14 protein-coding genes are annotated in these 20,678 nt (G+C 68.5%); 13 read left to right on the plus strand and 1 reads right to left on the minus strand.

From position 1 onward, the window contains the following. Positions 1 to 122 precede the first annotated feature (122 nt). The 8 genes from VFK57_25400 to VFK57_25435 all read left to right on the plus strand — a co-directional run bounded on the left by VFK57_25400 (position 123) and on the right by VFK57_25435 (position 10,874). Positions 123 to 3,437, plus strand: coding sequence for a thioester reductase domain-containing protein (locus tag VFK57_25400; protein HET7699080.1), 3,315 nt, complete (start codon positions 123 to 125; stop codon positions 3,435 to 3,437). Continuing rightward, positions 3,434 to 4,111, plus strand: coding sequence for a lysoplasmalogenase family protein (locus VFK57_25405; GenBank protein HET7699081.1), 678 nt, complete (start codon positions 3,434 to 3,436; stop codon positions 4,109 to 4,111). The genes VFK57_25400 and VFK57_25405 overlap by 4 nt, the downstream gene beginning before the upstream one ends. A gap of 10 nt (positions 4,112 to 4,121) precedes the next feature. Beyond that, positions 4,122 to 5,789, plus strand: coding sequence for a fatty acyl-AMP ligase (locus VFK57_25410; protein ID HET7699082.1), 1,668 nt, complete (start codon positions 4,122 to 4,124; stop codon positions 5,787 to 5,789). Further along, complete coding sequence (locus VFK57_25415; protein HET7699083.1) at positions 5,782 to 6,720, plus strand: acyl-CoA desaturase; 939 nt, start codon at positions 5,782 to 5,784, stop codon at positions 6,718 to 6,720. The genes VFK57_25410 and VFK57_25415 overlap by 8 nt, the downstream gene beginning before the upstream one ends. Continuing rightward, complete coding sequence (locus VFK57_25420) at positions 6,717 to 7,022, plus strand: acyl carrier protein (GenBank protein ID HET7699084.1); 306 nt, start codon at positions 6,717 to 6,719, stop codon at positions 7,020 to 7,022. Before VFK57_25415 ends, VFK57_25420 begins: the two co-directional genes overlap by 4 nt. Positions 7,023 to 7,041: 19 nt before the next feature. Then, the gene (locus VFK57_25425) at positions 7,042 to 8,109 is read left to right on the plus strand and encodes a fatty acid desaturase (GenBank protein ID HET7699085.1); all 1,068 of its coding nucleotides are present in this window, start codon (positions 7,042 to 7,044) and stop codon (positions 8,107 to 8,109) included. Between the two features lie 34 nt (positions 8,110 to 8,143). Beyond that, a complete protein-coding gene (locus VFK57_25430; protein ID HET7699086.1) occupies positions 8,144 to 8,854 on the plus strand; it encodes an Hsp20/alpha crystallin family protein in 711 nt (236 codons plus the stop codon). Between the two features lie 67 nt (positions 8,855 to 8,921). Continuing rightward, complete coding sequence (locus VFK57_25435; protein HET7699087.1) at positions 8,922 to 10,874, plus strand: radical SAM protein; 1,953 nt, start codon at positions 8,922 to 8,924, stop codon at positions 10,872 to 10,874. 6 nt (positions 10,875 to 10,880) lie between these two features. On the opposite strand, the gene VFK57_25440 is transcribed toward VFK57_25435, so the two are convergent. Then, on the minus strand, positions 10,881 to 12,584 hold the full coding sequence (locus VFK57_25440) for an FAD-dependent oxidoreductase (GenBank protein HET7699088.1): 1,704 nt from the start codon (positions 12,582 to 12,584) through the stop codon (positions 10,881 to 10,883). Between the two features lie 225 nt (positions 12,585 to 12,809). Here VFK57_25440 and VFK57_25445 point away from each other — a divergent pair, with 225 nt between their 5' ends. The 5 genes from VFK57_25445 to VFK57_25465 all read left to right on the plus strand — a co-directional run bounded on the left by VFK57_25445 (position 12,810) and on the right by VFK57_25465 (position 20,481). Next, on the plus strand, positions 12,810 to 13,382 hold the full coding sequence (locus VFK57_25445; protein HET7699089.1) for an ester cyclase: 573 nt from the start codon (positions 12,810 to 12,812) through the stop codon (positions 13,380 to 13,382). A gap of 162 nt (positions 13,383 to 13,544) precedes the next feature. Next, positions 13,545 to 14,129, plus strand: a complete 585-nt coding sequence (locus VFK57_25450) for a TetR family transcriptional regulator C-terminal domain-containing protein (protein ID HET7699090.1) — start codon at positions 13,545 to 13,547, stop codon at positions 14,127 to 14,129. Positions 14,130 to 14,140: 11 nt separating this feature from the next. Then, a complete protein-coding gene (locus tag VFK57_25455) occupies positions 14,141 to 14,518 on the plus strand; it encodes a group 1 truncated hemoglobin (GenBank protein ID HET7699091.1) in 378 nt (125 codons plus the stop codon). A 266-nt stretch (positions 14,519 to 14,784) separates the two neighbouring features. Then, a complete protein-coding gene (locus VFK57_25460) occupies positions 14,785 to 17,652 on the plus strand; it encodes a protein kinase (GenBank protein HET7699092.1) in 2,868 nt (955 codons plus the stop codon). Positions 17,653 to 17,670: 18 nt separating this feature from the next. Beyond that, complete coding sequence (locus VFK57_25465; protein HET7699093.1) at positions 17,671 to 20,481, plus strand: protein kinase; 2,811 nt, start codon at positions 17,671 to 17,673, stop codon at positions 20,479 to 20,481. The last annotated feature ends 197 nt before the right edge of the window (positions 20,482 to 20,678 follow it).

Below are 20,678 nucleotides of genomic sequence, written 5' to 3' on the forward strand. Positions count from 1 at the left end.
TCGACGCGGGTATCACGTTCCCACAAGTAGCAACTACCCGCACCGCATGCTCAGCGTTACTTTTTCGCTCGCCGACGATTTTTTTAAATCTCGTATTGAGCGCGCGCGCGGAATGAAGTACCGTGCCGTCCCTCACGAAGGATCGGATGCTGAACATGAACTTCCGTTCCGACGAGACGGCGCGCATCGCCGCGCCATCGGCTGGTCTGGTGAACGCCGCCGACTCCGACGTGCGCGTCGCCGCGAACTTCACCGTCGAACCGATCAAGTCCACGCTCGAGTTCTGGCTGCGCATGCTGTCGATTGCGGCGCCGATCACGTTCGCGCCGTACAACCAGGTGCTGCAGCAGCTGCTCGATCCGGACAGCGCGCTGAATCGCGGCAGCTGCCTCTGCCGCGTCGTCCTGGTGCGGATCGCCGATTGGCTGCGTGATGCGCCGCGTGCGGGCGACGCCGAACGCGCGCGCCTGTTGCACGACGTCACCGCGCAGTTCGTCGACGCGGTGTTCGCCGCCGCCGGCGGGGCGCCCCTGATCGTCGGCCTGTGTCCAAACCAGGCGCGGGTCGGGCCCGACGACGCGCGCTGTCACCGGCAGATCCACGCGCAGCTGGCGGCAGTGCCTGGGGTGGTCTGCGTCGATCTCGCCGAGACGGCCGCGCGCTACGGCGTCGCCGAGGTCGTGAACCCGCACGCTCAACACGAAGGTCACATTCCCTACACCTCTGCATTCTTCGTCGCGATCGGCACCCATGTCGCGCGGACGATCGCCGCGCTGCGGCGCCGGGCGCCCAAAGCGATCGCGGTCGACTGCGACAACACGCTGTGGCTGGGCAACTGCGGCGAGGACGGCGCCGACGGCGTCGTCGTGACGCCGTCGCATCGGCGCGTGCAGGCCCGGCTGCAGTCGCTGGCGCAGGGCGGCGTGCTGCTCTGTCTGTGCAGTAAGAACAGCGAAGCCAGCGTCGTGGACGTGTTTCGTCACACGCCGGGCATGGTGCTGCGGCTCGAAGACGTCGTCGCGCACCGCATCAACTGGCTGCCGAAATCGCGCAACCTCGCCGAGCTGGCGCGCGAGCTCGACATCGGGCTCGACACGTTCCTGTTCCTGGACGACAGCGCCAGCGAGCGCGCCGAGATCCGGGCCGAGTGCCCGGAGGTCCTGGTCGCTGAACCTCCGGACGACATCGACGAGTGGCCGGCGTTTCTCGACCACTTCTGGGTGCTGGATCGCATCAGCTACACCGAAGCCGACCGCACCCGCACCGAACAGTACCGCGTCCAGGCGATGCGGCGGCGCGTGCAGGCAACGTTTCCGTCGCTCGACGAGTTCCTCGCGCATCTCGCGCTGTCGGTCGACACGCATCCACTCGACAGCGACGAGGTGGCGCGCGTCAGTCAGCTGACGGCGCGAACCAGCCAGTTCACGATCTCAGCCACGGCGTGTGGCGAGGCGGAACTCTGCCAATGGCTGGGTGACCCGCGGCGCGTCGTCGAAAGCGTACATGCGCGAGACCGCTACGGCGATTACGGCCTCATCGGCGCGATCGTCCTGCGGCTGGATCCCGGCGGCGCGGCGGCCGACCTGGAGCACTTCGTCCTGAGCTGCCGCGCGCTCGGCAAACGGGTCGAACACCGGATGTGGGACCGCGCCCGGGCGCTGGCCGCGCAGCACGGACGATCCGCCGTGCGCGTCCGGATCCGGCGAACGAGCCGGAATGCTCCGGCCCGTGAGTTCTTCGAACGGCTGGCGGCGGCGGCCGCGGCGGACACGAGTCAGGCGTGGTGCGACCTTCCCATCGATCTTGCCGCTCGCGACGGCCCGACGCGCGCGGTGGCCCCCGGCGCCACCGCCGGGTACGAATCAGGGCGTGCCGACACGGACGTGTCGGTCGCGATCGGGCGCGAGCCCGCCGGGCTGATGAACCTGATCGCGCAGCGCTTCCGATCGGCGGCCGCCGTGTCGACGGCGATGCGCGCCGCGCACGCCGCGGGCGATCGCCCTCGCCCGGCGTCGGAGTCGCCGCTGCAGCAGGCGGTGGCCTGGCTCTGGGAAGATCTCCTCGGCGTGCGGTGCATTCGGCCGGACCAGCGATTCTTCGATCTCGGCGGCGACTCGCTGAGGCTGGCCGAGTTCGTGGCCCGGGTCCACGAGCTGTACCGCGTCGGCATCTCACTCAGCGCGCTGCAAAACCCGAGCGTGGCGCAGGTCGCTGAACACATCGACGCGCTGCGGCGTCATCGCGAAACGCGCACCCGCGCGGAACCGGCGTTGGCGGCGGAAGTCGCGCTGGACCCCGCGATCGCGCGCACCGGACTCGCGGCGCCGGTCGTGCCAGCCCGCCGTGTGCTGCTGACCGGCGCCAACGGATTCCTGGGCAGTTTCCTGCTGGCCGAGCTGCTGCGCCGCTCTGATGCGATCGTCACCTGCATCATCCGCGCGCCGTCCGTCGCCGCCGCGAGCCGCCGCCTGGCGGACAGCCTGCGCCGCTACGGCCTTGCCATTCCGCCGACGCCGCGGCTCGAGGTGATCGCCGGCGATCTCGAGCAGCCCGACTTCGGCCTGCCCGCCGCGGAGGGGCAGCGGCTCGCGGAAGAGATCGAGTCGGTCGTGCACTGCGCGGCGCGCGTGAATTTCGTCTACGACTACCGCTCGCTGAAGCGCATGAACGTCGACAGCGCGGTCGACATGCTGCGGTTTGCCACGACCGGCCGGCTCAAGACGGTGCACTTCATGTCGACGCTCGGCATGCTGATGTCGACGGAGCGGGCGTCAGGCTGCCGTGTGTATGAAGATGCGCCGCCCGCCTTCGAGCGCGGTCTTCCGAACGGCTACGAACAGTCCAAATGGGTGATCGACGCCATCATGCAGGCGGCGATCGGCCGGAATCTCCCGGTCACGATCTACCGACCGGGCATGCTGGTCGGCGAGGCGCGGACCGGGGCCTTCGCCAAGACCAACGAATTCGCCGCGTGCATGATCAAGGGCTGCATCCAGATGGGAGCGGCGCCGGCAGTCGACACGGCGGTGGAGCTCGTGCCGATCGACTATGTGTCGCGGATGATCGTCGAGATCGCCGCCCGGCCAGATTCGATCGGGCGCGTGTTCCACCTCGGCCATCCCGAACCGATTCATCTGTTCGATCTGCTCGCGGTACTCAGGGACGCCGGCTATGCCGTCGAGGCGATTCCCTTCAGCGACTGGAAGCGGCGCTTCTTCGATCTCGGCCCGGGCCTGCGCCAGAACGCGCTCTATCCCTTCGCCGACTTCATCCAGCAACTCGACGAGCTGCACTTGAGAATGCCGGACGTGGACGATGCCAACACGCGGCGCGTGGCCGGCGCCGCGGGAGTCTCCGCGGAGCCGATGGCGCTGGTCGTGCGCCGCATCCTCGGCTACTTCCAAGCCACAGGATTCCTCGCGCCGGTGTCGCGATGACGAGCGTGACGCGCGCCTACCTCGCCCTGGCGGCCGTCGTCGTGCTGGCCGCGCAGTTCGCGTCGGCGGCCGTCTTCCTGGCGCTGAAAGGGCTGCCGATCCTGCTGCTGCTCGTCCTGCTGCAGCGATGGGGCGTCGCCGATGCCGGGGCACGCCGGCGGGTCGCCGGCCTGGTTCTGTCGCTGGCCGGCGGGCTGCTGATTGAAGTGTCGTTCATTGCCGGCACTGCGGTGTTCCTCCTGGCGCAGGCGGCGTACGCCTCGAGCGTGGCATGGCACCTGGCGGCCCGCCCGCGCCTGGCGGCCGGCGCGATGGCGGTCACGCCGCTGACGATCGCGATCGTCGCGCTCTTCGCGATCGCCGTGCCGCAGCCGCTGCAGACGGTCGTGATTGCCTACGCGCTCGTCGAAACCGTGGTGATCGCCGGATCGCTCGCGACGTGGCTGTCGGCGCCGCGCGACCCGCGACTCCGCGACATGGCCGCAGGGACGTGGCTATTCGGCGTGTCGGATTCGGTACTTGCCGTCGCGCGATGGTGGACGCCGTTCGACGGCGCCGTGATCGTCGTTCAGTCGACGTATTTCGCCGGACAGTGGCTGATTGCCCGAAGCGCGCTGCGGCGCCAGGTGGAAGCGGTGGCGGACTTCGACCAGCGTGCCTGGCTTCAGGTGTGAGCGTCCGACCATGTGGAACACGTTTGCGGAGCTGCTCGCCTATCGCGCCTCCAGCGCGCCCGATCTGCGCGGCTACCGGTTTCTGCCAAGAACCGGCGACCCCCAGACGCTCGATTACCGCACGCTTTGCCGGCGCGCGGCCACGACGGCGGCGGCGCTTCTCGAGCACGCCAGGGTCGGCGATCGCGCGCTGATCCTGCTGCCCGCAGGCCTCGACTTCGTCGTCGCGACGTTCGGCTGCCTCCAGGCCGGCGTGATCGCCGTGCCGTCGACGATGCCCCATGTCGGCAGGACCGAACGGCGGTTCGACACCGTCGCGCGCATCGCCACCGACGCCCGGCCCTCGGTGGTGATGACGACACCGGCGCTCGTGCCCGTGCTTCGCGCGATGGACGGTCCCTGGCGGGACGTCCATTTCCTCACCGATCTCCAGTCGGCGGACGTCGAAGCCCCGCCCGCCGCGATCGATCCGCGTGCGCCGGCGATCATCCAGTACAGCTCCGGCTCGACGCGCACGCCGAAGGGGGTCGTCCTCAGCCAGCGGAACCTGCTCGCGAACATCGCGGCGGTGCACCGCAAGTTCCAGACGACACCGGCGAGCCACGGGGTGATCTGGCTGCCGCCGCACCACGACATGGGCCTGATCGGCGGCGTGCTCGGCCCGCTTTTCGGCGGGTTCGGCGTGACGCTCCTGTCGCCGGTTTCCTTCCTGCAGCAGCCCTTCCGATGGCTGAAGGCCATCTCCGACGCGCGCGCGACGATCAGCGGCGGACCCGATTCCGCCTATCGCTGGTGCGTGGACCGGATCAGCGACGCGCAGCGGGCGTCGCTCGATCTCTCGAGCTGGGAGGTCGCGTTCAACGGGGCGGAGCCGATCCGGCCGGCGACGCTCGAGCGGTTTTCGGCCGCATTCGCCCCGTGCGGCTTTCGCAAGCACGCGTTCTATCCGTGCTACGGGCTGGCCGAGGCCACCTTGCTCGTGACCGGCCCTGATCGGACGTCGGGGTGCGCGCCGGCGGCGGCGCCGGACGGACGCATCGGCTGCGGCGGACCCGCTGACGGCCATGAGGTGCGCATCGTCCAGCCTGACTCGCTGCGCGAATGCCCCGACGGCGCGATCGGCGAGATCTGGGTGCGCGGTCCCAGCGTTGCCGCGGGCTACTGGAATGACGCTGCCGAAACCGCGCGCGCGTTCGGCTGGATGCTGGACGGGCGCGGGCCGTTCATGCGAACGGGAGATCTCGGCGCCGTCTCCGGCGGCTCGCTGTTCGTGACCGGCCGCCTGAAAGACGCCATCGTCATCGCCGGACGGAAGTACTGGGCCGAGGACGTCGAAGCCTCGCTCGACGATCTGCATCCGGATCTGATGCACGGCGCCTGCGCGGCGTTCGCGGTCGATGTCGAGGGGCAGGAGCGGCTGGCGATCGTTCACGAAGTGAAGCGGCACGCGGCGCCGCAGCGTCACGACGATCTCGTCGACGCCATCCGGCGGCGCGTCGCCGATCAGTGGTCGCTCCCGGTTCACGCGATCAGGCTGCTCAAACCCGGCGCGCTGCCGCGGACCACCAGCGGCAAACCGCGACGGTTCGTCTGTCGCGCGGCGCTCGCCGCGTCCACCCTCGATGTCTGGACACCGACATCCGACCGTGCGTTTGAAGGGAGGGAGAGGGATGGCTAATCACAGCACCGTACCGGTAGTTTCCGGCATCGCCGCCGCCAACGCGCAGGCGTGGAGGACGGAACGGCGCATCGCGCTGCTCGTCGTGATCGTTCCGTTCCTCTCGCTGATCGGCGCCATCGTTCTGCTCTGGGACAGGGGAATCCGGCCGGTCGATCTGACGATGCTGGTCGCCGGCTACGCGCTGACGGTGGTTGCCATTGGCGTGGGGTTCCACCGCCTGGTCTCGCACAAGGCGTTTTCGACGCCGCCGATCGTGCGGCTGGCGCTTTGCGCGCTCGGTTCCATGGCGGCACAAGGTCCGGTGTTGTACTGGGCCGCGATCCATCGGCGCCACCACGCGTGCGCCGACCGTCCGGGCGATCCGCATTCGCCGTACCTCGCCGAACACGGCACGCTCGACTACGTGCAGGGATTCTGGCATGCGCACACGGGATGGCTGTTCAATCCCGATGTGACCGACTGGGTGCACTACGTGCCGGACCTGCTCCGCGATCGCGCCCTGTTCCGCGTCAGCAGGATGTACGGCTGGCTCGTCGGCCTGGGGCTGCTCATCCCCGGCGCGATCGGTTTCGCCGTGACGCCCACGCCGTCCGGATTCCTGCTCGGGCTGTTGTGGGGTGGACTGGTCCGCATCGCGGTGACCCACCACACGACCTGGAGCGTCAACTCGATCTGCCACATGTTCGGCACGCGGCCCTACCGGGTGCGCGATCAGAGCCGCAACAACTTTGTCATTGCGGTGTTCACGTTCGGTGAAGGGTGGCACAACAATCACCATGCCTTCCCGAGCGCCGCGCTGCACGGCTTCAAGTGGTGGCAGGTGGACATCTCGGGCTACCTGATCCGCCTGCTGCGGCTCTGCCGGCTGGCCTGGGATCTGAAGCTGCCGCTGGCGGAGAAGATCGCCGGAAGGGGAGAACTGCGATGACCAAACAACAGGCCCGACTCGACGTGGATGAGGAAACGGTGCGTGCCTGGCTCTGCGCCGCGGTCGCACGGACGGCGGGTGTGGCTACGAATTCGATCGACTCGACAGCGACGTTCGCCTACTTCGGCTTGAACTCCCTCCAGTATGTGGATCTGACGGTGCAGCTCGAGTCGTGGCTGGGACGCGAGATTCCGCCAACCGCCGCCTACGATTTTCCGTCGATCGAGCTGCTCGCGCGCTATGTCGTGCATGCGCTTCCCGACGCGGCGCCCGCCGGGATCTCACCCGAGGCCTGGACCTGACGCGGACGGAAAGGGAACCATGGGCACCGAGCTTGCCGCTTCAGCGCCCGCTTCGCTGCGGACGGCCGTTCACGAGAAGATTCCACGCGACTGGTACGTACCCGACCGCCGGATCTACTGGACGGACCTCGTGGCGTCGGCGGCGATCGGCTGGGCCGCGCTGGCCGGCGCCGCGCTCAGCGACGCGATGCTGGTGCAGGCGGGGCTGGCGCTCGTGGCGACCTTCGCGCTCTACAGAGCGACGTCGTTCATCCATGAACTGACGCACGTCAACCGGCGTGAGCTTCCCTGGTTCGACGTCGCCTGGCACGCCGTCGCCGGCATTCCGCTGCTGGTGCCTCTGTTCCTGTATGAGGGCGTTCACCTCGATCACCACCGTCCGCGGCTCTACGGCACCGACGGCGATCCAGAATACCTGCCGTTCGCGCACCAGCCGGCGTGGATGATCGGTCTGTTCGCCGCGAGTGCGACGCTGCTCCCGATCGCCATGGTGCTGCGCTTCGCCGTGCTCGCGCCGATCTCGTGGCTCGTGCCGCCGCTGCGCCGACGCCTCCTCGCGCGCGCGTCGTCGCTCGCCATCAATCCGCGTTACGTGCGGCAGCGTCGCCTGGCCGCCGCCGGGCTCGTTCAGGAAGCGATGTGCGCGGTCGTGTGCTGGACCGCGGTAACCGCGTGGGCGACGGGTGTGCTGCCGGGGCGCCTGATCGTCGCGTGGACCGTCGTGGCCGCCGCGGCCGCCGCGATCAACGCGGTCCGCGTGCTCGCCGCGCACCGCTACGAAAGCGATGGACACGAGATGACGACGCTCGGCCAGCTGCTCGACTCGCGCACGATCATCGCGGAGCCGGCGCGCGGGATGCGGGCCGTGTGGGAGCTGCTGTTCGCTCCGGTCGGGCTTCGCTATCACGCGCTGCACCATTGGATTCCCGCGTTGCCGTACCATAGCCTTGGGCGTACGCATCGTCTGGTCGTCGGGCTCGCGGCCGCCGGCACCTACTGCCAGACCATGTCGACGCTGCAGGAAGCGGTTGTGGCATTGCTCCGCAGGCAGGAAGAGAACCGCAGCGCCGGTCTGGAAAGAGGCTGATGAATTGCGCGCATCAGCGCGCATTGGAGGGCGTGTGAAAAACTATGATCCGCGATTCGATCGACCTGGCCCGGCCTACCAGACGGGCAGCTACACCGTGGCTGCCGGGCCGTACTTCGGCATGCCGCTCGGCTTCGGCTACGCCGGCGTGCCCTTCGTGATCAAGCTGATCTCCGACATCGCCCAGGCGCGCATGCGCGCGGCCGCGACGGTCGCCAACTCGGTTGCCGAATCGATGGTTGGTCTGTCCGGCGTGTCGGCGCAGCAGTGGAACGCCGCCGCGCAAAGCGCCTACGCGGCCAGCGCCGCCTACCAGCCGCCCCAGTATCAGCAGACGACCTACTACCAGCCCGCAGGTCAGCCGGTGTACCAGCCGGCCGTGGCGCAGGTCCGGGTTGAACCACGGCCAGTGATGGCGCGGCCGGCGACGGTCGCGGTCGTCGAAGGGGACGAGAACTATCACGCGCACATCGAGCTGCCGGCCTACGACGCCGAGGAGATGTCGCTGGTCATCGACCGCGACGTTCTCGAGGTGCGTTCGCGCGCGCGCGACGACAGCCGCTTCGATCGCGTCGCCACCGTGCAGTTGCCGGACGACATCGACCGCGACAACATCACCGCCGAGTTCCGCGATGGCGTGCTGAACGTGCGCCTCCCGAAGGAAGCCAAGGGAGCGCGGCGCGAGCTGAAAGTCAAGGTGACAACCTCGGCGAAGACGGCACCGACGACCGGCACGAACCGGTAGCGGCGGTCGCGGTTCGCTTCACGGCCGGGGGAGGACGGGCACGCGCCCGTCACGACGAGGCATCGCCATGCTGGACTGTTTGATCGTCGTCCCGTTCGAGCCTGCCACGGCGCCCGTGCTCGACCCGCACATGCGTCCGACCTACCTGGCGCGGATCGCTTTGCCGCTCGAAGCCGCGACCCTCGAGTTGGAAAAGCACCTGGGGGTGCAGCTGAACTACTGGCAGCGTGGGATGCGGCCCACCATCAGCGGACGCGAGCTGGCGTTTCCGCGCACCCGTACGCTCGCCGCCGTGGTGCTCGCCTCGGCGCTCGAGCACGCCGGTCTCTCGTGGCACGCCATCGACCCGGGGGTGCGCGAGCTGGACTGGTGGCGGCGCGAGTTGTCGCGGCTTCGCCGACGCGCGCCGCGGACCGTGGCGCTCTGCACCACGTTCCTCATGCACCATCCCTGGCTGAGCGCGTTGTGCGGAGTGATCCGGCGCGCCCTGCCCGACAGCAGGCTGCTCGTCGGCGGCTACTACTACGCCTCGAACGCGAAGAACTTCCTGTCGCTGGACGCCGACGTCTACTGCGTCGGCGAGGGGGAAGTGCGGCTGCCCGCGATCGTCACGGCGGTGCGCGACGGCACGTCGCTCGATCGCGTGCCCGGCCTGTACCTGAACGGCGCCGATGGGGAGAAGCGGCACACCGGACACGCGGAGCCGATGAATCTCCGGTCGCGGCCGCCGGTCGACTGGTCGCTGGCGGACCGTATCGAGCCGCGGCTGGATCTCGGCGCGGACCTGGTCGAAGTCGGCGTGGAGACACAGCGCGGCTGCGTCTTCAAGTGCGAGTTCTGCAGCTATCGCGCGCTCAGCTCGCCGCAGGCGCTCGCCCCCGACGAGGCGGCGGACGCCATCATGCAGACCGCCGTCGTCCGCAACGCCGCGATCAACATTGTCGACGCCACCGCCAGCTTCCCGCACGAGCGCTGGAACGCGATCCTGCGCGCGCTGATCGCGCGCGGCGGATCGCCGCATCCGATCTGGGCATTCGCGCGGGTCAGCGACATCAACGAGCTGAGCGCATCGCTGATGGCGGCGGCTGGCGTCACGCATCTCTTCGTCGGCCAGGAGAGCGGCGATCAGCGGATTCTGGACGCGATGAAGAAGGGGACCAGGGTCACGCACGTGCGCCCCGCGGTGGAGGCGCTGGCGAAGCACGGGGTGACCGCGACCTTCGGCTTCATCCATGGGTTCCCCGGCGAGAAGCCGGAGACCATCGCGGCGACGAGACGCATGATCGAGACGTTGAACCGCGGCTTCGAGAGCAGGCCGCCGATCCTCACCTACCTGCTCTATCCGTTCACCATTCCGGCACTGGCCGCGGTTGCGGCGCGCGCTGAATTCCAGAACGTCGCGCATTATCTCGACTACCAGGCACAGGGCATGGATCCGGACCGCACTCTCGACGAGGTGCTCGACACCATCATCGCCATCAGCCGCGTTCCGCACGCCCCGGCCTACTCGCACCTGCTGCTGAAATCCGTGATGCCGACGACCGGCTGCGCGCTGTTCAGCCGACACGATCGTACCGAGCTGTTCCATTGGCTGAAGGCGGTCGAGCGCGGCGTATCGTTGTTCCTCGAGCGATCCCTGGCCGGCACGCCGATTCCTGACCTGGAGCTGCAGCGAGTACGCCGAACCATCCTCGCGGCGTATCCGAACGGCGGCCAGCGGCTCGCGCCGTTGAAGCGATGGATGGGGAAGCCGATACTCGGCCGGCTGCATCGCGAATGGCTCGCCGAGCCCAGTCGCGGCGCCGGTGTGCTCACGCGGACGTTCACGGCGGCGACCATCTTGCGGCAGACCCATGAAGCCCGCCTCGGCTGGCGCGCCTGTACGACGGGCGCCGTCGTGAGCAAGCCCGCTGCCGCCGCTCCGATCCAGAACATCGAGGCGCAAGCGCAGCTGCTCATCGCCGGCGCGCGATCGACCGGGCACAAGTACCCGAAGGACGCGCTGCCCAAGCGCGCGTAGCGCCGGCTACATCGCCGCCTGCACGGCGGCCGACGCGAGCCTGCCGGACGCAACCGCGCCTTCCATGGTCGCGAGGTAGGGCTGTTGCGTGTAATCTCCCGCCAGCGTGAGACCCGGAACCGGCGTCTGCTGCGGCGGTCGCAGCGCATCGGTGCCCGGCGACAGCGAATAGAAATCTGCGGGCAGCCGCACGACGCGGTATTGCCGGATGCGATCGCGCACCGGCAGGCCGAGCCGCTCGGCATCGCGCCGTACCACGTCGAGAATGTCCGCATCATCCATGCCCACGAAAAGACTCGGTGGACTGAGGATGATCGACAGGCGGCCGGGCACGTCCGGAAAGGTCGTGCGCGATTGCTCGGCGAAGCTTGCCAGCACCGTATTGGGGCCGAACGTCGTGTGATCGACCGGCATGGCCGGGCCGTCCAGCTCAATCTGGATCGAGACCGCCGGCATCGACGGCAGCCGCAGCATCGGCGCGAACCACGGATGATCCGGAATCGCCGCGGCAATCAGGCGCTGGGCGGCGTCGAGCGACGTGGCGACGACGACATGCGACGCCGTCAGGCGCTCGCCCTTCAGCTCCACACCCTCGACCCGACCCTCGTCGATCACGAGCCGCTCGGCCGCCGCGTTGGTACGGACGGAACCGCCATTCCTCATGATGGCCTCGGCGAGCGGCGCCGCCATCACCTCGGTCATGCCGCCGGTGAAAGCGCCGACGCGCAGGGAGGTCAGCTGATGAAAATAGGGTCCGAGCAGTCCGAAGAACGCGTACGCCGAGTAGCGCTCGGGCGGCAGAAAGAAGACGCCAGCGGTCAGCGGCACGAGTACCCGGTTGATGGCGTTTTCCGTGACTCCGTAGGCCCTCGCCTGTTCCGCGACGCTTACCTGATCGAGCCGCCAAGGACTCAGAAAGTACTCGTGCAGGCCGCCGGCGAAGAACGCCGGAAGCGACATGAGATCGGCGAGCGAGATGATCCGCAGCAGGTTCGAAACGCCCGCAACAGTCTCCGCCGGGCGGGAGAGCGGCCCCGTCGCGAGCACCGCCGCGCCTCCGCCGTCGGGGACGCGAATCTCGATCTCGTCCTCCCAGCAGACGACGTCGTCGATTTCGACGCCGGCATCCGCGAGCACAGCGGGCAGGTGCCGGTAGAAGCCGATGACCCGGTGAAGCCCCGATTCGACGCGCATCCCCCTTTCCACCCACGACGAGGTGCGTCCGCCGACGACCTGCCGCGACTCGAGGACCTGCACGCGGAGCCCGAGCGCGCTGAGCTCGAGCGCGCACGTCAGTCCGGCCAGGCCCGCTCCGACGACAACTACGTCCGTATGGCGCATTCGAGGTTGATACGAGTGGTGGTGGCGCGCCTCACAATACCTTATGGGGCAGCGCCTCGACCAGCGTTCCGACGCGGGGCGCGAGTGACGTCCGCACCTGCTGCCGACGCCACATCGAGAGTACGCAACCGGTAGCGCGCGGGTTTGCGAAATTGATCGCCAGCAGCTGACTCGACGCGACGGGCGATGAGAGCGTGGACTACGTTGCGTTCGCCGGTGAACTCGATCGTGACACGTGGTGTCGGATTGCAGGGCCCGGTCCCAATCAGCTGATCGAGGTCGCCGTCGTCGAATCGACCGAACGACCATGTCACCAGCCGAATAGAGCCCCCGCTTGTGCGCCGTGCCGACTTCGACGCGGTATCGCATCCAGTGGTACGACCCAGGCGCGACGGGCACGCCGGCAATGGCGTCGGCGTCACCAGGCGCTCGCCGGTGGGATTGGCGTTCAACTCGAACCGATTGCCGCTGCGGAAGCGCCAGATGGCGCGATTCTGTTGCTCGTTACTTTTCCAGCATTGGGCGCGTGTGAGCACAAATGGCGACGGCATCGAACTCGTATAGGATTGCGGGCGCTCCGATGGATGGTCTTCCATGACAGCCGAGGCGCTCATCCGGCTCTACTACACTCACTTCAACACTCGCCGCCTCGAAGACGCCGCGTCGCTGATTGCTCCGCACGCGGCCCTGGAGCAGCTGCTGACTGGACCGCAGCAGCCAGGGCCGAGGGGCTACCTCGAGTTCGCCAAGTTGTGGCTGCACGCTTTCCCCGACGCAGTCTTCACGATCGAGAACATCTCCTCAGCAGATGGCGCGACCTACAACGTCGACCTGCTCTCCAGCGGCAAGCATCGCGGAACACTTGGCGTGGGCGGGCTCGTGTTTCGACCGCACGGTGCCGACGCGCGGCTGCGGCTCCGTGAGCTGCTGCAGATTCGTCAGGGCGCGATAGTGGCTTCGACGCTCTCGTTCGATCTCCAGGACATCATCCGGCAGCTCGTCCATGTCGACAGCGCGGCGCTGCTGAGCCGGTTGACGCGGATCTTCGCGCTGGCTGAGGAACTGAAGCTGGCGCAGACGCACGAGGAACGCTCCCGTGAACTCGTGCAGCGCATCGGCTTCGAGCTTGATGCGGCGCGTCACGTGGTGCGTCCGTATTTCAAGTAGCGGAAGGTCGGGCACGAATCGTCGCCCGATGTCCGGTCGCCCCAAAGCCTTGGACGGCGTGTCGAACCCGAAGGCGGCGACTTGACAACCGCTGGATTCCGGTGCAAATTGCGCCGAGTAGACCGGTCGGTCTAGACGGGAAGGTAAGGCGAACACGACGACATGGCAACTGAGACCAAGCGGCAGCTGCTCGAGCAGGGCATGGCCATGCTGCTGGAGCGTGGGTTCAATGATCTCGGGATCGCCGCGGTCCTCGACGCGACCCGCATTCCGAAGGGATCGTTCTACCACCACTTCACGAGCAAGGAGGACTTCGGCCTTCAAGTGATCGACCTCTACATGAGCGAGGTTCATGCGGGCCTGGACCAGTGTCTCGGCGACACGAGTGTGGCGCCGCTGACCCGCGTGCGGCGGTTCTTCGAGCTGAGTGCCGAAAAATACCGCTCCGAAGGCTACCTCGGATGTCTGCTGGGCGGACTCGGACAGGAACTGTCAGGCGTCAGCGAGGCCTTTCGCCAGAAGGTGGAAGCGTGCCTCTCGGACATCGCGCGCCGGATTGCCGCGTGTCTTGAGGAAGCGGTCCAGCGCGCCGACCTTCCCGCCGGCACTGATGCCCAGCGGATGGCGGAGCTGCTCGTCAACTGCTGGGAAGGCGCCGCCTTGCGAACTCGTCTCCGCCGCGATCCCGCTCCGCTGCACGACATGCTCGATTTCTATTTCACATCAGCGTCGACTCGACGCGAATGAGGAGAACACGGATGCAGGCACAGACGCTCTTTGAACGCCTTGGCGGGTCGAGCGGCATTGCCGCGCTGGTGGACGACATCGTTGCCGCGCACATGGAGAACCCGATCATCAGTGCGCGGTTCCGCCCGTATCTCGACACCCCGGAAAAGCTGGCGACGACCAAAGGACACCTGTGCGCCTTTCTGGAAGCAGGGAGCGGTGGACAGAAGCCGTATCTCGGTCGCACCATGCGCGATACCCACCGCGGCATGAACATCAGCGCGGCCGAGTACGTGGCGACGCTTGACGACATCCTTTCTGTCCTGCGCAGGCACAACATCGACGAGCAGACACAGAAAGATGTGCTCGCGATCGCGTATTCGCTGAAGGGGGAGATCGTGCACGTGTAGGACCGTGACCACCTGCGCCGCGCGCTGAGGTCTGCCGCGCGGGCGATTTTTCCCGCTGACGTGGAATATTCCGATCGATAGAGCAGTGCGGGCGCGTTCAATGCACGAAATGCGTTGCGGAAGCGCGCCGGTGACGCCGATTTCCGCCTGGCGCCGCATATGCATTTCCTCGGCGTCCCGCACGAGGAGGATCGACGTGCTCGGGGCACATGGAGCGAGCCCGTCGCCGCTTTCCGCCGCCTGAACACGGGACACCGGCAGGCCGTGTGAGCCCGGGAATTCCCAGCGTCATCTCGCACTACCGCCTGCGCGCCCCGATCGGGGAGGGCGGGATGGCGGTGGTGTACCAAGCGGAGGACCTGCGGCTGGGGCGCGACGTCGCGATCAAGCTCCTGCGGCTGGACGCGATCGGCGCCGAACACTGGCTGGCGCGGTTCGAACGGGAAGCGCGCCTGGCCTCGGCGCTGAAACACCCGCATATCTGCACCATTCACGAGCTCGGCGAGCACGACGGACAGCCGTTCATCGTCATGGAGCGGCTCGAGGGCGTCACCGTCCGTCAATGCCTTCAGAGCGGACCGATGCCGCCGGAACGCGTCCTCGAGCTCGCGCGGCAGATCGCCGATGCTCTCGACGCGGCCCACCGGCGCGGCATCGTGCACCGGGACATCAAACCCGCCAACCTGTTCGTGACCGACGGCGACCAGATCAAGATCCTGGACTTCGGCGTCGCGAAACTCGCGCGGGGCGAGGGGCCGCCGACCGGAACGGTGTCGCTGGAGCCGTTGGGACAGCCCGAGGCCGCGGCCGACCTGACGCGGACAGGGGCCGCGGTCGGCACGGTTGCCTACATGTCACCGGAACAGGCCCGCGGCCTCCCCGCGGATGCGCGGAGCGATCTGTTCTCGCTCGGCAGCGTGCTGTACGAAATGTCCACAGGACAGCGTGCCTTTGGGGGTGACGACGCGGCGCGCATCCTGGGACGGATCGTCAACGGGGCCTATCTGCCGCCGCGAAGCGTGAACCCGGCGATTCCCGAAGCGCTCGACGCGATCATCAGGCGACTGATCACGGTGGACCCGGAGCAGCGGTACCAAACCGCCGCCGATCTGCTCGTGGACATCGACGCCGCGCTTCGCGCGCCCGGGTGTCAGCGTGACCCGTCGAACGGCACGAGCGCGGCGGTGTACGGTCTCACGCGCAGGAGAAGAGTCGCGGTTTGGCTCGGGGCCGTGACAGCGGTCGCGACGACGGGCGTCGCGGCGTCGGTCTGGCTGCTGCAGCGGGCCGCGCCGCTGGCCGAGCGGGACAGCATTGTCATCGGTTCGATGGAGAACAACACCGGCGACGCCGATTTCGACGGTGTGCTCGTCACCGCGGTCAACGTGCAGCTCAGTCAGTCTCCGTTCCTCGACATCGTCCCGGAACGGCGGCTCGGCGAAACGCTGCGGCTGATGGGACGCACCGCCGATGAGCGGCTCACCCACGCGCTCGCACGTGAAGTCTGCCAGCGACTCGGCGTCAAAGCCATGGTCGATGGTTCGCTTGCCGCCCTGGGCCGCAACTACGTGCTCCTGCTGAACGCGACCGACTGCCTGACCGGTCAGGTGATCGCGCGGGCGCAGGCGGAGGCGACGACCAAACCGAGCGTGCTCACGGCGCTCGGCGGCCTTTCGAAACGCATCCGCACCACGCTCGGCGAGTCGCTGCCCACGATCCAGAAGTTCGACGTTCCAATCGAGCAGGCGACCACGCCGTCGCTCGCGGCGCTGAAGGCCTACACCCTCGGGCTGGAAGAGCGGCGGCGGGGGCGTGAACTCGAGTCGATTGCGTTCTTCAACCAGGCGATCGAACTCGATCGTCAGTTCGCCTCGGCGTACGGCACGTTGTCGACGGTGTACGGCGGTCTCGGTGAATGGCGGCGGAGCGAGGACAGCGCGAGGCATGCGTACGAGCTGCGGGGACGCGTCAGCGAACGCGAGCGCCTCTTCATCGAGTATCAGTACCATGACCGCGTCACCGGCAACGCCGATCGCGCCGCGGGGGCGCTCCAACTCTGGAAGGCCGCGTACCCGCGCGACTGGCGCCCCGCCAATGCGCTCGCGTTGGCCCACAACCGCACCGGCCAGTACGCCAGGGCCGAGGCGGAGGCGCGCGAGGCGCTGCGGCGCAGCCCCGGGCAGGCCTTCGCGCTGTCCAACCTGGCCTTCGCGTATCAATCGATGGGACGCTACGCCGACGCGCGCAGAGTCGCGGACGAGGCGGTCGCGCTTGGCGTCGAGACCTCGCCCACGCGACGCCTGCTGTATCACCTGGCGGTTCTGGCCGGGGATGGATCCGCGGAGACACATGTCGCGTGGAGCAAGGACCGTCCGCGGGAGTTCGATATCGTGTCCGCCCGGGCCGAGGTCGCCGGTTACGAAGGACGCGTGCGCGAGGCGTCGGATCTCTACCGCCGCGCGGCCGACATAGCAACCGCACGAGGCTTGAAGGGCACGGCGTCGGGCTATCTCGCCCACATCGCCTGGATGGAGGCGCTCTACGGAGAGCGGCGCCACGCCGCCGACCGTGTCTCGCGCATCATCGCCGCTGCCGAAGACATCGAGAGCCGCGCGACGATCCCGCGCTTTCGCGCGGCGGCGGCGCTCGGGCTCGTGGGTCTGGTGGCAGAGGCGCAGGCGCTCGTCCGCCGCGCCGAGCACCGATACCCCGAGGCGACGTTTCTGAGAACGGTGCTGTCGCCGACCACGCGCGCCGCGATCGCCCTTCAGCAGGGTCGCGCGGATGCCGCCATCGACGCCCTCGGTGCGGCCATCCCGACTGAGTTCGGTACGATCGCCGGACTGGTACCGGGTTATCTCCGTGGCGAGGCCTACCTCCAGAAAGGGCTGCTGACGGAGGCGATTGCCGAATACACGAAGGTCCTCGAGCACCGCGGCGTCAGCCCGTTCGCCCCCGTGATTCCCATGGCCCGCCTGGGCATCGCGCGGGCGCACGCGCGTGCCGGTGACGCGGCGAGCAGCCGGCGCGCGTACGACGAGCTGTTTGCGATCTGGAAGCACGCCGATGCGGGCTTCGTGCCGCTCGCCGCCGCTCGCGGCGAGTACGCGGCGCTGTCGTCGCGGCCCGATTGATCGGCAGGAGCGCGCTGTATGCGCATTTCTCACTACGAGCTCCTCGAGGAGATCGGCCGCGACGGTCCCGCGGAGATCTACAAGGCCCAGGACACGCGACTGGGCCGGCAGGTCGCGGTCAAGCTGCTTCGCCGTGAAGCGCTGTCGCGGCCGCTGGCGGTGGAGCGGTTCCGCAACGAAGCACGAATCGCCTCGCTCGTGGCCCACCCGCACATCTGCACCGTTCACGACTCCGGCGAAGAGAACGGTCAGCCGTTCCTGGTGCTGGAACTGCTCGACGGCGAAGCGCTCGACACGTTGATCGCCGGATCGCCGCTGCCCCTGGATCGCGTGCTCGACATCGGTGTGCAGATCGCCGACGCGCTCGCGGCGGCTCACCGCCGCCGGACCGTCCACGGCAACGTGAAGCCATCGAACGTGTTCATCACGACCGACGGCCATGCCAAGCTGCTCGAACTCGGTGCGGCAGTGATCGCGCCGGCGCCGCCACAGGCCGACCTCGATCCCACGACCTCTCATACGTCCGCGGTCGATGTGATCTGCGCCGGCCCTGCCGGCGGCGACGACACGGTTCATCCCTACCGGGCCCCGGAGCAGATTTCCGGGTGTGGAGACGAGCGCAGCGACATCTTCGCCGCCGGCGCCCTGCTATACGAGATGGCGACGGGTACGCCGGCGTTCGGCGGCAACACCGCTGCCGAGATCGTCACGGCCATCGCCGGACACACGCCGCCGAGACCGCGCCATCTCAACCCGCGGGTGCCTGCGGCGCTCGAGCGGATCATCCGGCGGGCCCTCGAGAAGGATCCGGCGAGGCGCTATCAGTCAGCCCAGCAATTGCGGGACGACCTCCAGTGCGTGCGGCGCGCCGGACGCCCATCGGCGCGTTCGTCGCGGTGGCACATCGGCCAGCGCGTGCGAACCGCCGCGATCGTGGCGCTCGCGATCGGGCTGGTGGCGCAGACCGGCGCCGCGCGGCGGTCGTCGTTGCGGGACGGAGGACGCGCCGTCGAGCGGAGTTCGATCCTGGTGAGCGACATCGCCAACGGCACGGCCGATCCGAGTTTCGACGGCACGCTCCGCGAGGCGCTGACGGTCTACCTCGCGCAATCGCCGTATCTGGATCTCGTGTCCGACGAGCGGATCCGCGGAACGCTGCGGTTGATGGGACGCGACGCCGATGCCGGCATGACCCACGCGGTGGCCGCCGAAGTGTGTCAGCGGCTGGGCCTGCATGCCATGCTCGAAGGCAGCGTCTCGGCCATCGGCAGCGCCACGGTCGTCGCCCTGATCGGGACCGACTGCACGAGCGGCGCCACGATCGCCCGTCACCACGTGGAGGTCGATCGAAAGGAACACGTGTTGAGAGCGATGGGCCAGCTCACCATCTCCATCCGCGAGTCGCTCGGCGAATCGATGGCGTCGCTGGCCCGACACCGCGTCCCGATCGAGGAGGCGACGACGCCGTCGCTGGAAGCGCTGAAGGCGTACACGGAAGCGGTCGCCAACCGCGCCGCGGGACGGGAACTGGATGCGGTGGGCCTGCTCGAGCGCGCGATCGCGATCGACCCGCAATTTGCGATCGCGTATACGACGCTCTCAACCATCTACGGAGGATTCGGCGAAACGGCGCGAAGCGAGCAGTACGCGCGACTCGCGTATCAATCGCGCGCCCGCGTCAGCGAACGCGAACGCCTGTTCATCACGTTCCAGTATCACGATCGCGTCACCGGGGATCAGTTGAAGGCGCGCGAGGCGCTCGAGGTCTGGAAAGCCACGTACCCGCACGATTACCGGCCGGCGAATGCGCTGGCGGTCCTGCTCAATCGCGCCGGCGATTACTCGGCCGCCGCCAGGGAGGCGAGTGAAGCGATGCGCCGCAACCCCGCGCACGCGTTTCCGCGATCGAACCTGGCCTACGCGCACCGCGGCGCCGGCCGATTCGCCGAGGCGAAAGCGGTGGCGGAGGAGGCGCTGGCGCGGAAGCTCGACACCGCCCCGATGCGCCGGCTGTTGTACCAGCTGGCGGAACTCGCCGGCGACCAGCGCGTCGCGCAGGAACAGATCCGCTGGGCCGCCGGAGGCACGCGCGTGTTCGACATGACGGGCGCCCAGGCGCAGATTGCCGCCTTTCGCGGCCGGGTCGGCGAGGCGCGCCGTCTCTATGCGGACGCCATCGCCGTCGCGACCGAGCGCGGCTTCCCGCAGGTGGCATCCGGCTACGCGTCGCACGCCGCGCTCACGGAAGCGCTCTACGGGTACCGACGGGAGGCGATCGCGCGCGGACGGGAAGTGCTCGAGACGGCGACCTCCTACGAACCGCAGCTTCGGGCGGCGACGACGCTGGCGCTGGCCGGCGTGCCGAACGAGGCGGACGCCGTGCTCCGGCGGCTGCGCGGCGTCCGGCCCGACGACACGCTGCTGCACGGCGTATACCTCCCGGTCGCCGAGGCTGCCGTACTGCTGGCCCGCGGTCGGTTCGACGCCGCGATTGAAGAGTTGCGCCGCGCCTCGCGGTACGAAGCGGGCAGCATCGCCGTGCTCGTACCGGTGTACCTGCGCGCCGACGCGCAGCTGCATGCCGGAGCTGCGGAGGCCGCCGCGCGCGAATTCCGGAGAGTCGTGGACCATCGCGGCGCGGACCCGTTTTCCCCGCTGGTTCCGCTCGCGCAGCTCGGGGCGGCTCGGGCACTGGCCCGCGCGGGTGCGGTCGGGGAGAGCCGCAAGGCATACGACGAGCTGCTCCGTACGTGGGTGTCGGCGGACCAGGACCTTCCAGTCTTCCGCGAGCTCCGCGAGGAATTCACGCGCGTGCGACAGTCCCCCTGAAGGGGCATCGTTTCCGTGCTCACGGAATCGCGTCTTCGTCGGGCGTCGCGCGACCTGGACGGTCGCTACAGAACGTTCCAGGCCACCACAGCGGCGATGGCGCTGAGCGCAGTAATCACCGTCCAGAAGAGTCGCCGGTCGGATGCGTGCGTTTGCAGCATGCGTTCCCCTCCGCTGGGCTTGGACACCGGTCGCCG

The organism is Vicinamibacterales bacterium, assembly GCA_035699745.1.
Classification (GTDB): Bacteria; Acidobacteriota; Vicinamibacteria; order Vicinamibacterales; family 2-12-FULL-66-21; genus JAICSD01.

What these genes read in the sequence shown, in the direction of transcription:
- VFK57_25450 (HET7699090.1), top strand. Translation starts at nt 13,545, where the DNA reads ATGGCAACTGAGACCAAGCGGCAGCTGCTCGAGCAGGGCATGGCCATG.
- VFK57_25435 (HET7699087.1), top strand. Translation starts at nt 8,922, where the DNA reads ATGCTGGACTGTTTGATCGTCGTCCCGTTCGAGCCTGCCACGGCGCCC.
- VFK57_25445 (HET7699089.1), top strand. Translation starts at nt 12,810, where the DNA reads ATGACAGCCGAGGCGCTCATCCGGCTCTACTACACTCACTTCAACACT.
- VFK57_25415 (HET7699083.1), top strand. Translation starts at nt 5,782, where the DNA reads ATGGCTAATCACAGCACCGTACCGGTAGTTTCCGGCATCGCCGCCGCC.
- VFK57_25455 (HET7699091.1), top strand. Translation starts at nt 14,141, where the DNA reads ATGCAGGCACAGACGCTCTTTGAACGCCTTGGCGGGTCGAGCGGCATT.
- VFK57_25425 (HET7699085.1), top strand. Translation starts at nt 7,042, where the DNA reads ATGGGCACCGAGCTTGCCGCTTCAGCGCCCGCTTCGCTGCGGACGGCC.
- VFK57_25420 (HET7699084.1), top strand. Translation starts at nt 6,717, where the DNA reads ATGACCAAACAACAGGCCCGACTCGACGTGGATGAGGAAACGGTGCGT.
- VFK57_25465 (HET7699093.1), top strand. Translation starts at nt 17,671, where the DNA reads ATGCGCATTTCTCACTACGAGCTCCTCGAGGAGATCGGCCGCGACGGT.
- VFK57_25440 (HET7699088.1), bottom strand. Translation starts at nt 12,584, where the DNA reads ATGCGATACCGCGTCGAAGTCGGCACGGCGCACAAGCGGGGGCTCTAT.
- VFK57_25410 (HET7699082.1), top strand. Translation starts at nt 4,122, where the DNA reads ATGTGGAACACGTTTGCGGAGCTGCTCGCCTATCGCGCCTCCAGCGCG.
- VFK57_25405 (HET7699081.1), top strand. Translation starts at nt 3,434, where the DNA reads ATGACGAGCGTGACGCGCGCCTACCTCGCCCTGGCGGCCGTCGTCGTG.